At 59.8% G+C, this 13,420-nt stretch carries 11 protein-coding genes; 5 read left to right on the top strand and 6 right to left on the bottom strand.

Annotated elements, in window-relative coordinates; genetic code table 11:
- Window positions 1-156: 156 nt before the first annotated feature.
- Window positions 157-1,500, bottom strand: a complete 1,344-nt coding sequence (locus ACA070_RS24260) for an imelysin family protein (RefSeq protein WP_497448640.1) — start codon at window positions 1,498-1,500, stop codon at window positions 157-159.
- Window positions 1,501-1,735: 235 nt separating this feature from the next.
- Window positions 1,736-3,787, bottom strand: coding sequence for a putative bifunctional diguanylate cyclase/phosphodiesterase (locus tag ACA070_RS24255; RefSeq protein ID WP_497448639.1), 2,052 nt, complete (start codon window positions 3,785-3,787; stop codon window positions 1,736-1,738).
- Window positions 3,788-5,195: 1,408 nt separating this feature from the next.
- Here ACA070_RS24255 and ACA070_RS24250 point away from each other — a divergent pair.
- Window positions 5,196-5,561 (top strand): DUF6124 family protein, encoded by a 366-nt coding sequence (locus ACA070_RS24250; protein WP_497448638.1) that lies wholly within the window; start codon window positions 5,196-5,198, stop codon window positions 5,559-5,561.
- A 227-nt stretch (window positions 5,562-5,788) separates the two neighbouring features.
- Here ACA070_RS24250 and ACA070_RS24245 read toward each other — a convergent pair whose 3' ends face one another.
- The 3 genes from ACA070_RS24245 to ACA070_RS24235 form a co-directional block, all read right to left on the bottom strand.
- Entirely contained in the window at window positions 5,789-6,385 is a 597-nt protein-coding gene (locus tag ACA070_RS24245; RefSeq protein WP_010457614.1) for a superoxide dismutase, read from the bottom strand.
- A 176-nt stretch (window positions 6,386-6,561) separates the two neighbouring features.
- A complete protein-coding gene (locus tag ACA070_RS24240) occupies window positions 6,562-7,164 on the bottom strand; it encodes a LysE/ArgO family amino acid transporter (RefSeq protein WP_497448637.1) in 603 nt (200 codons plus the stop codon).
- Window positions 7,165-7,169: 5 nt separating this feature from the next.
- Window positions 7,170-7,571 (bottom strand): ACT domain-containing protein, encoded by a 402-nt coding sequence (locus tag ACA070_RS24235; RefSeq protein ID WP_497448636.1) that lies wholly within the window; start codon window positions 7,569-7,571, stop codon window positions 7,170-7,172.
- A 96-nt stretch (window positions 7,572-7,667) separates the two neighbouring features.
- On the opposite strand from ACA070_RS24235, the gene ACA070_RS24230 reads away from it, so the two are divergent.
- The 4 genes from ACA070_RS24230 to ACA070_RS24215 all read left to right on the top strand — a co-directional run bounded on the left by ACA070_RS24230 (window position 7,668) and on the right by ACA070_RS24215 (window position 11,690).
- Entirely contained in the window at window positions 7,668-8,561 is an 894-nt protein-coding gene (locus ACA070_RS24230) for a LysR family transcriptional regulator ArgP (RefSeq protein WP_497448635.1), read from the top strand.
- A gap of 54 nt (window positions 8,562-8,615) precedes the next feature.
- Window positions 8,616-9,608, top strand: coding sequence for an NAD-dependent epimerase/dehydratase family protein (locus ACA070_RS24225; protein ID WP_497448634.1), 993 nt, complete (start codon window positions 8,616-8,618; stop codon window positions 9,606-9,608).
- 120 nt (window positions 9,609-9,728) lie between these two features.
- Complete coding sequence (locus tag ACA070_RS24220; RefSeq protein WP_497448633.1) at window positions 9,729-10,601, top strand: ATPase; 873 nt, start codon at window positions 9,729-9,731, stop codon at window positions 10,599-10,601.
- A 240-nt stretch (window positions 10,602-10,841) separates the two neighbouring features.
- Window positions 10,842-11,690 (top strand): cache domain-containing protein, encoded by an 849-nt coding sequence (locus ACA070_RS24215; protein ID WP_497448632.1) that lies wholly within the window; start codon window positions 10,842-10,844, stop codon window positions 11,688-11,690.
- Window positions 11,691-11,826: 136 nt separating this feature from the next.
- Here ACA070_RS24215 and ACA070_RS24210 read toward each other — a convergent pair whose 3' ends face one another.
- On the bottom strand, window positions 11,827-13,344 hold the full coding sequence (locus ACA070_RS24210; protein ID WP_497448631.1) for an MDR family MFS transporter: 1,518 nt from the start codon (window positions 13,342-13,344) through the stop codon (window positions 11,827-11,829).
- Between the last annotated feature and the right edge of the window lie 76 nt (window positions 13,345-13,420).

Here is a 13,420-nt window from a genome sequence, read left to right as displayed (position 1 = left end):
GCGAGGCTTGCCCGCGAAAGCGATGTATCAGTCACCATTGATGTTGAATGTGATGCCGTCTTCGCGGGCAAGCCTCGCTCCTACAGTGGTCCGTGTCAGGCAGGCATGAAAAAGGCGACCCGAAGGTCGCCTCTTTAGTCACTCAGCCAGCGTTGATCAGAACTCGTGATCAGCGTTGTCCGGGTTCAGGTCGGTGATGCCCAGTTTGCCAGCGGCGGCTTCGATCGAACCGGTCTGCTTGACCAGGGAGGCGATAGCGTCACGGACGATCTGGTTGCCAGCGGTGTTGCCGGCGGCGATCAGCTGGTCGTAGTGCTCACCCTTGTTGGCGTGATCGACGATGACCTGCATCTTGGCTTCGGTGGCGGCCAGATCGGCTTTCAGCGCGGTGTCGGCCGCCGGGTCGGCTTTGGCCACCAGGGACGACAGGCTGGCGCCGGTCATTTTGGTGCCGTCGACGCGGGTGTATTCGCCCAGGTAGACGTTGCGAACACCCTTGGCATCGTAGAACTGCGAGTTATGGGTGTTGTCGCTGAAGCAATCGTGTTCGTCTTCAGGGGAGTTGGCTTCCAGGGAAACCTTCATGCGCTCGCCCGCCAGTTCGCCCAGGGACAGGCTGCCCATGCCGAACAGCATTTTGCGCAGGCCGGTATCAACCGGTTCGGCTTCCAGGGTGGCGCGGTAGTTGTCAGCCACGTTCGGCTTCCAGTTACCGACCATTTCTTCCAGGTCGCTGACCAGCAGCTGGGTCACGGACTTCAGGTAAGCGCGACGACGATCATTGTGACCGCCGGTGGCGCCTTTGCCTTCCAGGTAATCGGAGGCTGGACGGTTGCCGGCGCCTGGGCCGGTGCCGTTCAGGTCCTGGCCCCAGAGCAGGAATTCGATGGCGTGGTAGCCGGTGGCGACGTTGGCCTCGGAACCGCCCAGCTCGTTCAGGCTGGCGAGTTTTTCCGGGGTGATGTCTTTGACGTCGATCTTGTCTTCGCCGACCTGAACTTGCACGTTGGCGATGATATTGGCCGTGGCACCCGGGTTACCCAGTGCGTGCTCGTAGGATTTGTCGACGTAGTCGATCAGGCCTTCGTCCAGTGGCCAGGCGTTCACCTGACCTTCCCAGTCGTCGATGATGGTGTTGCCGAAGCGGAACACTTCGCTCTGCAGGTAAGGAACGCGGGCAGCAACCCAGGCAGCCTTGGCGGCTTTCAGGGTGTCGGCGTTCGGCTTGGCGAGGAAGGCGTCGACGGCGGTTTGCAGGGTTTTCGCGGTGGATTCGGCATCGCTGTAGACGGCGTAGACGATGTCGGCGTAATGCGCGACAACGGCTTTGGCGGCGGCTTCGTCGACTTTGCTGGTAGCGGCAGGTGCGGTGGCTGGCGCCGGCGCGGTCGTGCTGGCGGCCGGCGCTGGAGCTGCAGCTTTGTCTTTGCCTTCGCCACAACCGGCGAGGGAAATAGCGATGGCCAACAGACTGGCGGTAGCCAGAGGCATACGAATCATGGCGAACATCCTGCTTCGAGAGGGGGTGGTATGGCGCAGCGAGTGCGCAAAACTGCGACATAATGCAAATCTTTCGCATTATGTGTAAAGGGTTGTAGCTGGAAATATTTCTTATTCACACAAGAGTTGTGTCGTGGATCAAAAGATCGCAGCCTCGTTTGACTCGACAGCTGCTACGCAAGCACATGGACCCGTAGCAGCTGTCGAGTGAAACGAGGCTGCGATCTTTTGATATCTACAAAATTGCCGCGTTAGTGCGTTGCGCCTGTTTCAGGTAGGCACCCAATTCCCGCGCCGGCAGCGGTTTGCTGTAGTGATAGCCCTGACCTTCGTGGCAGCCTTCGGAGATGATGTAGGCCTCTTGCTCGGCGGTTTCCACGCCTTCGGCAATCACCTGCATGCCCAGGCTCTTGCCCAGCTGGATGATCGCCCGAACGATGGTGGCATCGTCGTCGTCATCAAGCAGGTCCTGCACGAAACTCTTGTCGATCTTGATCTTGTCCAGCGGCAGGCTTTTCAGATAGCTCAAGGACGAATAACCGGTGCCGAAATCGTCGATCGCAATCAGTGCGCCGGAGCGGCGCAGGCTCAGCAAATGCTGGGCGGCGGTGCTGATGTCTTCCATCAGGCCGGTTTCAGTGACTTCCAGCTCCAGGCTGCGAGGGGGAAGGCGGTACATCTGCAGCAGGTTGTTGACCACTCGCGGCAGCTCGGCGTGGTGCAGTTGCACCGTGGACAGGTTCACCGCCATGCGCAGGTCGATGAAACCCTGGTCATGCCATTCGCGCAGTTGTTTGCAGGCCTGATCCAGCACCCATTCGCCGATGGCGATGATGGTGCCGTTCTGCTCGGCCAACGGGATGAACAGGTCGGGCGGCACCAGACCATGCTCGGGATGCTGCCAGCGAATCAATGCCTCGACGCCCACTACCCGGTGATCGCGGTAGCTGATCTGCGGTTGGTAGACGAGGTAGAACTGATCCCGCCGCAGGGCGTCGCGCAGGTCTTTTTCCAGTTCCCGGCGGCGGCGCATCTCGGTGTCGACGCTGGCGATGTAGAACTGATAGCGGTTGCGCGAACGGGTTTTCGCCAGCGTCATGGTCTGCTCGGCTTTTTGCAGCAGCTTCTCGGTGCTGTCGCCGTCCTCGGGAAACAGGGTGATGCCGATGGTCGCGCGTAGGCGGATTTCCTGATGATCGAGGGCAAACGCCGCTTCCAGGTCATCGAGAATGCTTTGCGCCAGTTCGGCGGCTTCATAAGGTTGTTCGATATCGGCCTGGACCAGGGCGAACTGGTCGCCACCGAGGCGGGCGAGGGCGCCGAGGCGACCACTGTGAGCGCGCAGGCGATCGGCCAGGGCCAGCAGCAGCTGGTCGCCGGTCTGATAGCTGAACTGTTCGTTGATCCCTTTGAAATCGTCGAGGCCCACCACCAGCACCGCAACCCGGCGTTGCAGTTTGCCGGCGTCGACCAGGATCTTGTCCAGTTGCTGCTGCAATTGCTGACGGTTCGGCAGGCCGGTGAGGAAGTCGTACTGGGCCATGCGCAGCAGGCTGTTTTCCGCTTCGTGGCGCAGATGGGTGTTGCGTTCGATGGATTCGAGCAACTGGTTGGCGGTGTTGATCCAGATGCCCAGTTCGTTCTTTTCGTGGCCCTTGAGCAGCGGAATCTTGTGTGCGCTGGGGCGGTCCGGATTGATTTCGGTCAGGTGTTCGATGATTCGCGACAGCGGTTTGGTCAGCAGCCAGTGGTAGACCAGGTACAGCACCAGGCCCATGGCCAGGGCGCGTAACACGCCGGAGATGAAGATGATTACCGAGCTGACGATGAAACCCTGCCCGTAGGTGGCGGTGTCGAGGGTGATGCTCAGGTCGCCGTAATATTCGCTGTACGGGCCGCGACCGACCAGTTGGGTGGTGAAGGTGCGCTCTTTGCCGAGAATCAGGTCGGTCAGCCAGCGGCTGTTTGAATACTGCAACTCTCGGGATTTTTGCGCGAGCATGGCTTCGTTGGGATGGCCGATGGAGGCCTGACGCACGGCGTCGTCCTGGAACAGGCCTTCGATTACCTGCATGCCCATTTCCCGGTCCAGGCTGTAGACGGCCTGGGTGGAGGGGTCGCGGAACATGTCGAGGATGCGCTCGGCATCACTGGCCACGGCCTGGCGTGTTTTATAGGCATCGAAAACGATCTGCGCGCAGCTCAAGACCACGCCGACGATCAATGCCGACAGGAGCACAACCCGGAGCAACTTCACCGACAAGCTGTTCTTGAGTTCCAGCTTCAAAGGGTTATTCCTTGTTCCGTGCGGGTAGCATCAAGTTGCCATGAGTATTGGCAATCCCGTGATGGCAGTCAAAGGGACAATCAATCTCAGGGTTTTTTGCCGGTAGCTTGGCAGAAATGCTGTTGTTTTGAGTATTTGCCCTATTAGTACTGTGTCGGTTGTTGGGTCCTTCAACTTGAGGGGGATTGGGACTATTTTTCCATTTGTTGATGTTAGCCTGCTGTGGCGTGGGGGCAAGGGGCTGAACGCTGGTTTCATTGTCGGAGATTGGCTTGGTTACTTGGCGGCCTTATAGCCGACCATGTTCTTGTTGGTTGTGTACATATCCATTCCTGCGGTAACGGCCACTTATGGTTTCGCCCTTACGGCGACTCACTTTTTTTACAAGCGCCTAAAAAAAGTAAGCAAAAAAACGCTCGCCCCAAGCGTCCGGCCCCTCGCTAAGGCTCGGCGTACCTTCGCTCCGGTATCCATCCGGGGACACTGCCCTCCGGTTGGCTTCGCTGCACCTACATGCAGCGTGTTCGACTGCGTCGAACGGCGCTACGCGCCACTCCCCGGATGAACACCTCCACTCAGCCTCCCGAAAGGGGCGGGTGGATCAAAATCAAAAGCAGGCGAGCTAACGCTCGGCCTATTGAGTGGTGAGAAGCGGAAGGCTTACGCCGATCCATTGTGGGAGCTGGCCTGCCAGCGATGGCGGCCTGACAGCCGACCAGTCTCTTGCTGATGTACACCAAGCCCTTGTGGGAGCTGGCTTGCCTGCGATGGCGGCCTGAAAGCCGACCAATTTCTTGCAGGTGTACACCGAACCCTGTGGGAGCTGGCCTGCCAGCGATGGCGGCCTGACAGCCGCCCAATCTCTTGCAGGTGTACACCGAACCCTGTGGGAGCTGGCCTGCCAGCGATGGCGGCCTGACAGCCGACCAATTTCTTGCAGGTGTACACCGAACCCTGTGGGAGCTGGCTTGCCTGCGAAGGCGGCCTGACAGCCGACCAATTTCTTCCTGCTTCCCCCCGATTGATCGTTCCCTACGCGCAGCAAAGGAATGCAGCCCGGGACGCTCCGCGCTCCATTTTTGAGTGTTGAATAATGTGTAAAAAACACAGCAATTTCCCACGCATTTTTCAGGTTGCCGGGTAGGAAGCAGTCTCTCTAACCTCTGGCTGTCGCTGAAAACTCAGCGACCGGGTGTGAGAACCCGGTAAGCCTGTTAATACAACACCAGTACCACCATAATTGCCGCCAGCTTATTCGCTGTCGACAATGCTCTATGGCGGCTGTGTGCGGGCGGACTTCGGTCCGGCCGGGTTTGGGCTCTGACCGGTTTCTCACTCCGCACATAGCTGCCACCCCTTCGTCGCGTGAGAAACGGCAAGTGATGGCTCCAACTGAGAAGAGCATCCAATGAATAAGCTGATTCCCGATCCACCCGTCAACACCGCACCCACCTCCGAAGCCCCCGAAGCCGAAACGCTCCTCCGAGACCGCGAAGCCATAAAACGCGCCCTCGATTACTACCTCGACCCGCCAGACCAATACATCGAAAAACCCCGTCGCCCCAGCACGATGTTCATGATCGCACCAGACATGGACAGCGAAAGCCTCCTGGCCCAAGCCTGCGAGTCCCTGGCCTCGGCCAGCGTCATGGCCAGTGATTTCGCCGCGAACCTGATCGGTCCGCAGCGGCACACGGTGCTGGCGCTCCAGCAGATCATCATGCTGGCGGAGCTGGCGGTGAACCGAGCTTTGGATAACGTTGATCCGGCGTAGTAGTTCATAGACCGCGTTATCGTTCATCGCGAGCAGGCTCGCTCCCACATGAGATTGAGGGGGTACATAAATGGTGTGTCCACCCATACCCACTGTGGGAGCGGGCTTGCTCGCGAAGACGGCCGCACAGTCGCCCCAATTTTCAAGGCCGCTCAGGGCGCTCTGATATTTCCTGAGGCCATAAAAAAACCCGGCATAAAAGCCGGGTTTCTTGTCTGGCGTCGATCTTAAGCCTTGAAGGTTTTGCCTTCAAATTGCTCAGCCACGAATTTCCAGTTGACCAGGTTCCAGAACGCTTCGACGTATTTCGGACGAACGTTGCGGTAGTCGATGTAGTAAGCGTGTTCCCAGACGTCGCAGGTCAGCAGCGGGGTGTCGCCGCTGGTCAGCGGGTTGCCGGCGCCGATGGTGCTGGCCAGGGCCAGGGAACCGTCAGCCTTTTTCACCAGCCAGCCCCAACCGGAACCGAAGGTGCCGATGGAGGTTTTGCTGAATTCTTCTTTGAACTTGTCGAACGAACCGAAGGAAGCGTTGATGGCTTCAGCCAGCGCGCCGGTTGGTTGACCGCCGGCGTTTGGCGCCAGGCAGTTCCAGTAGAAAGTGTGGTTCCAGACCTGAGCGGCGTTGTTGAAGATACCGCCCGAGGAAGATTTGACGATTTCTTCCAGAGTTTTGCCTTCGAACTCGGTGCCTGGCACCAGGTTGTTCAGGTTCACGACGTAGGTGTTGTGGTGCTTGTCGTGGTGGTATTCCAGAGTTTCCTTGGAAATGTGCGGCTGCAGGGCATCGTGTGCGTAAGGCAGCGGCGGCAATTCGAAAGCCATGATGATTCTCCTAATCAGGTCAGTTGCGGTGAGCGCAAGGCCGATCACGGGCGGCCAGACAAGCGCCGGGGAGTTTGTACTCTTTGCGGCGCATCGGATCGGATCATAGCACCGGGGGTGCGGCATAACCACGCAACAACTGTGTGGAATAGAGGTTCCAGAGCCTTTTGGAATAATCAGCCGGCAACAATTAATTGAAACGCCACTGCAAACATCATCACCGCCACCAACAGATCGAGAATCCGCCAGGTGCTGGGCCGGGCCAGCCACGGCGCCAACCATGCAGCGCCCAGTGCCAAGGTGAAAAACCACAACAACGACGCACTCGCGGCCCCGACCACATAAGCGCCGGGCTCGGTTTGTTGCGCGCCGAGAGAGCCGATCAACAGCACCGTATCCAGATAAACATGCGGGTTGAGCAGGGTCACGGCCAAGGCGCTGAGCATCACCGCGCGCAGCGAGCGCACTGTATGGTTTTCACCTTGTTGCAGACTTTGTTTAGAACACGCCCGACGCAGCGCCTGGCTGCCATACCAAATCAGAAATACAACGCCACCCCAGCGGGCGACCGCCAACAGGGTCGGGTTTTGCGCCAGCACCGTCGCCAGCCCGAACACGCCAGCGGCAACCAATAAGGCATCGCAGGTTACGCACAACGCCGCCACCGGCAGGTGATGTTCACGCCGAAGGCTCTGCGCCAGCACAAACGCATTCTGCGTGCCGATCGCCATGATCAGCCCGGCAGCCACCAGCAGGCCGTTCACATAGCTTTGCCACATAAGGTTTACTCCGCGTTGGCTGCCAGGTCTCGCAGCACTTGAAGGGCATGTTGGGCATCGGCTTGACCGACGAATAAGTGGTCGTGGTAGTAACCGGCGATCACGTTGCAACTGATGCCGGCCTGGCCCAATGCCGTGGCGAAGGCGGCGGTCAGGCCGACGGCTTCGAGGGCCGAATGCACGTTCAAGGTGATCCAGGCCGCGACGTAGTCGAAGCTGAAACCGGCCTGTTCGGCGTGGGAGCGTTCCAGAATCACTGTCAGGCCTTCCTGCTCGCGAAAGCTGCCGACGATCTCAATGCCGGCGGGCAACTTGCCGTCGCGCAGCGTGCAGAACACGTATTCGCCGTCGTTGAGCTGCGGGCTCATGCTGCGCAGCAGCGTTGCCAATGATGTTTCGCCAGCCATGTCGGTGATCCTTGTTCAAGAGTTCTTGGTGGCCATTCTCCGGCGCAACGCGGTATAAGAAAAACCAATCATGCTGATCGCTCATTAGGAAAACTGATGTTCGACTATAAATTGCTTTCTGCTTTGGCCGCGGTGGTCGAGCAGGCCGGATTTGAACGCGCCGCGCAGGTATTGGGTTTGTCGCAATCGGCGATCTCCCAGCGCATCAAACTGCTGGAGGCGCGGATCGGCCAGCCGGTGTTGGTGCGGGTCACACCGCCGGCGCCCACCGAGATTGGTCGACGGTTGCTCAACCATGTCCAGCAGGTGCGTTTGCTTGAGCGGGATCTACAGACGCTGGTCCCGGCGCTGGACGAGGAAGGTCTGCCGGAACGTCTGCGCATCGCTCTCAATGCCGACAGTCTGGCGACGTGGTGGGCCGCAGCCGTCAGTGATTTCTGCGCCGAGCAACACCTGCTGCTGGATCTGGTGGTCGAAGACCAGACGGTCGGCCTCAAACGCATGCGCGCTGGCGAAGTGGCCGCGTGCATCTGCGCCAGCGAGCGTCCGGTGGCTGGCGCGCGCAGCGTGTTATTGGGCGCCATGCGCTATCGGGCGCTGGCCAGTCCCGCGTTCATCGCCCGGCATTTTCCTGAAGGGGTGCGTGCTGACCTGCTGGCGAAAACCCCGGCGCTGGTGTTTGGCCCTGACGATTTCCTACAGCATCGCTACCTCGCGTCCCTCGGTGTCGATGGCGGTTTCGAGCACCATTTGTGCCCATCGTCTGAAGGCTTCATTCGCTTGGCCGAGGCCGGACTTGGCTGGGGCCTGGTGCCCGAGTTGCAGGTGCGCGAGCAACTGGAGCGCGGTGTATTGGTGGAGCTTTTGCCAGATAAGCCCATCGATGTGCCGCTGTACTGGCATCATTGGCGCAACGGCGGTCAGCTGCTGGGGTTACTGACCGATCAATTGGTACGCTCATCCAGGCAATGGCTGGTGCCGTTGGACTGACGGGCAGCGTCAAGACTCACGCATTACGCAAAACGAAACACATCGGAGCTCTACATGAAAATTCTGGTCACCGGCGCAAGCGGCTTCATTGGCGGACGCTTTGCGCGTTTTGCTCTGGAGCAAGGCCTGGACGTGCGGGTCAACGGTCGCCGGGCCGAAAGCGTCGAACATCTGGTGCGCCGTGGCGCCGAGTTTATCCCGGGCGACTTGAGCGACCCGGAACTGGCGCGCGAGCTGTGTTCCGATGTCGACGCCGTGGTGCATTGCGCCGGCGCGGTCGGTGTGTGGGGGCGTTATCAGGACTTTCACCAAGGCAACGTGCAGGTCACCGAAAACGTGGTCGAGGCCTGCCTGAAGCAGCGCGTTCGGCGCCTGGTGCATTTATCGTCGCCGTCGATCTACTTCGATGGCCGTGATCATCTGGGGCTGACCGAAGAACAGGTGCCTAAACGGTTTAAGCATCCCTACGCCGCCACCAAATTCCTCGCCGAGCAAAAAGTCTTTGGTGCCCAGGAATTTGGTCTCGAAACCCTGGCCCTGCGCCCGCGTTTCGTGACAGGGGCGGGTGACATGAGCATCTTCCCGCGCCTGCTGAAAATGCAGCGCAAGGGACGCCTGGCGATCATCGGCAATGGCCTGAACAAGGTCGATTTCACCAGCGTGCAAAACCTCAATGAAGCGTTGCTCAGCAGCTTGCTGGCCAGCGGTTCCGCATTGGGCAAGGCCTACAACATCAGTAACGGTACGCCGGTGCCGTTGTGGGACGTGGTCAATTACGTCATGCGTAAGATGGAAGTCCCACAAGTGACGCGCTACCGTTCCTACGGGCTGGCCTACAGCGTTGCCGCGCTCAACGAAGGGGTGTGCAAATTGTGGCCGGGGCGTCCCGAGCCGACGCTGTCGCGTCTGGGCATGCAGGTCATGAACAAAAATTTCACCCTGGACATCAGCCGCGCCCGGCATTATCTGGATTACGATCCAAAAGTCAGTCTCTGGACGGCCCTCGATGAGTTCTGCGGCTGGTGGAAGGCCCAAGACCTTCGCTGACTTTCCAGTCCCCCGTCTGCCCGCACTGAACCGAGTTTGGCGTTGAGGGTCAATCGGTGCGGCAGTGGGGTTTATACTCGCCGCATACAACCATCACCGCGTTCCACAAAGGTTGACTCAATGTCCATGCGTAACGATGCCAACGACGACTTCGATTTACCGAGCCTGCGCGCAGACGTCCCCGATGACGATGATTTTCCGGCCACGACTCGCACCTCGGTGCATTCGCGGACGGCGCCGGTCGTCAAAGTCAAAAGTGCCAGCACCGGTCCTCTGTGGGCCTTGGTCGGCGCTTTGTTCTTTGCGTTCGGGGGGCTTGCCTGGTGGAGCTTTCAGCAGATTTCGCTGATGGAACAGCAACTGGTGGCCACCCAGGAAAGTTTCGCGCGCATCAGTGAGGATGCGGCGGGGCGCTTGCAGGATATTTCCGGCAAGGTTGTCGCCAGCCAGACCAACGTCACCAGCGACAGCGAAGCCTTGAAGCTGCAAATCAAGCAGCTGGAAACCCAACTACTGGATCAGGGCAAGCAGCAGCAAGGCGTTGTCGGTCAGACCAGCGATCTGGACAAGCGTCTGGCACAGATGACCGCGCAAACCACTGATCTGGACAAGCGCCTGGCGCAGATGTCCGCCCAGAGCACCGAACACCAGACTGCCAACGTGCAATTGCAGGCGCAGGTCAAAGCCTTGAGCACTGAGTTGGCCGCGCTGAAAAGCGCCCCGGACGACAGCAGCAAATTCGACGCCCAGCTCAAAAGCCTCGGTGCCGACATCGTCGCGCTGAAGAAACAAGGCAACCCGAGCGCCGCTATCGAGCGTCTGGAACAGGACATCATCGTGCTCAAAAGCGAGCAGGACAACCGTCCGTCTCCTGCGCAAGGCGCCACCAATACCGCCGAGTTTGACGCGTTCCGCGGGCAAACTACCCGCAACATCAACACCCTTCAGGCGCAGATCCAGAATCTGCAGCAACAACTCCGCGCCCGGCAGTAAGCCTTAAACAGGCCGATGTAGCAGCTGTCGAGCCCCAGCGAGGCAGCGTCCGGCGGCGAAGCCGTCGTAAAACCAGCCATCGCGGTGTTTCAGGTAAACCAAGTCGATAGGATTGACGACTGCTTCGCCGCCGGACGCAGCCTCGCTGGGGCTCGACAGCTGCTACAGGGTCCTGAATATTCGTACATATCCCCAACCCGTCTACGCTCTTGAAACACCGACAAGAACGAGGGATGCATTATGGGGGGGCTGCACAAATTAGCCGTGCTGGGCGCAATGCTCTTGATGTGCCTGGGGCAGGTTCAGGCCGCCACTACGGAAAAGGACGACAGCCAGGCCGCCAAGGCCTTGCTGGAAAAAGCCCTGGCCTACTACCACGACAACGGCGACAAGGCCTTCGCAGCTTTCAGCCGCCAGGGCGAGTTTGTCGACAAGGATCGTTACGTCTTCGTGGTCGATACCAAGGGCGTGATGCTCGCCAGCGGCGGGCCGTCTTCGGCGTTGATCAGGCGTGATGTGTCTGAAACCCTCGGGCCGGATTTGCAGAAAGCCTTCAAGGACGCCTTGAACGTGCCGGAGGGCAATGGCATTCAGCAGGCCGAATATCGCTGGCAGAACTGGTCCGACGGCAAGGTCGAGCGCAAGCATGTGTTCTATCAGCGCGTTGGCCAGCGGATTCTGGCCGTGGGTTACTACTTGCCACGGGCGTCAGCGGAGCAGGCGATGGCCTTGCTGAACAAAGCGGCGACCGATCTGGCCAAGGACGAAAAGGGCACGCTGACCGCGATCAACTCCCTGAAGGGCGGTTACTTGCAGGATGACCTTTACGTGTTCGTCGTCGACCTGAACACCCAGCGTTATGTGGCCCACGGCACCACCTTGCGGCTGATCAACACCGACTTCGGCAAGATCAAGGACCCGGAAGGCAAACCGGTGGGCGAGCCGATCCTGGCATTGATCGCCAAACAGGATTACGGCGAATACGAATACCGCTGGAAAAACCCGGTGACCGGCAAGGTTGAAGACAAGCATGCCTACCTGAAAAAGGTCGGGCATTTTCTGGTGGCTGTCGGGTATTACAGCCCTTGATTCATGGGTGTCTGTGAGAACGCCATCGCGAGCAGGCTCGCTCCCACAGTAGATCTCCAGCGCTCACAGCATTTGTGGACGACAAAGATCCATTGTGGGAGCGAGCCTGCTCGCGATGGCCGGCGACTCGGTCCCTCTATTGAACCTTGTCTTCACGCCCTCGTAACAACATATTCGGCATCGCCACCGCCGCCGCCAACCCCAACAGCGACACCGCCGCACTGACCATCAACAAATGCTGGAAGGTCAGCAGCAACTCGGCGCGCAAGGCGTTCTGCGCATCCCCCGGCGCAGCGTTCAAACCATCCAGCAACACATTCCCCGAACTGCCCTCGGCAATCATCGACGAGCCGGCCAGGTGGGCGAAGCTCGAGTCCTGCAGTAACGCCAGCAGCAGCGCCGACATCAACGCCACCCCCACCGCGCCGCCCAGCGAGCGGAACAGGTTGGTGGTGCTAGTGGCGACGCCGATATCCCGTTGCTCCACCGAGTTCTGCGTCCCGACCAGAGACGTCGGGAATTGCATGCCACCGGCGATCCCACTGAGCAACATAAACAGGCTGCTGAGGACGAAAGCCTGGGGCGGACTGAACGCCATGCCGAGAATCGAGATCGGCATGAGGATCGCGCCGGCCAGGATCATCGGTTTGTAGCGTCCCGTCACCGACGTGCGGCGTCCGGCGAAATAAGCCCCGATCGGCAAGCCCATGGCCAGTGGCAACAGGTGCAGCGCGGCGCTGTCGGCCCCGGCGCCGGTGACGCTCTGGAAGCGCAGCGGCATCAGCACGATCAGCGAGATGGCCTGGAAACTGGTGAAGAAAATCGTGCACCAGCACAGGATTGCGTTGCGGTTGGCGAACAGGTGCATCGGCAGCAACGGCTCCCGCGCCCGGCGTTCATGCCAGACGAACAGCGCCAGCACCAACACCGCACACCCGAGCAGGCCCAGCACTTCGGCGCTGCGCCACGAGTGGCCCTGACCGACTTGGGTGATGCCCAGCAGCAATGCGGTCAAACCGATGATCATCAGCAACGTGCCGAGGTAATCGATGATCGGTTTGCGTTGTGGTACGGGCAACCCCACCAGCGTGCGATTGGCCACCAGCCAGGCACCGATGCCCAGCGGCAGGTTGATCAGAAACACCCAGCGCCAGGACAGGTATTCGGTCATGTAGCCGCCAAGCACTGGGCCGGCAACACTGGCCACGGCGTACATGCTGCTGAAATAACCTTGATAGCGACCGCGCTCCCGGGGCGGGACAATGTCGCCGATGATCGCCTGGCTGACCGAAATCATCCCGCCTGCGCCGATGCCTTGAATGATCCGCGCCAGCACCAGTTGCTCCATGCTCTGGGCCATGCCGCAGAACAGCGAGGCAAGGGTGAACAGCCCCATGCCGAACAGCATCAACTGGCGTCGGCCATACAGGTCGCCGAGTTTGCCGTAGATCGGCACCGCCACGGTCATCGCCACCATGTAGCCGGAAATCACCCAGGCCAGCAGGCTGACGTCCTTGAATTGCGCGGAAATGGCCGGCATTGAAACGGCGACGATGGTCTGGTCCAGTGCGCCAAGAAAGATCGCCAGCATCAGGGCGATCAACACGCTGCGAATGGCCGGTTTAGGCGTTTCAGGCTGGTTGAGATTGGTCACGGGTAAAAACCTGCGGACAGTGATTGACCCGCAAGGAGCAAGGCGAGCGGGGATGCTCGCCAGTGTAAGTCGGTAG

The organism is Pseudomonas sp. LBUM1678 (assembly GCF_059695575.1).
The sequence above is the reverse complement of the archived record's forward strand: the minus strand, read 5'-3'. Positions and strand labels throughout refer to the sequence as shown.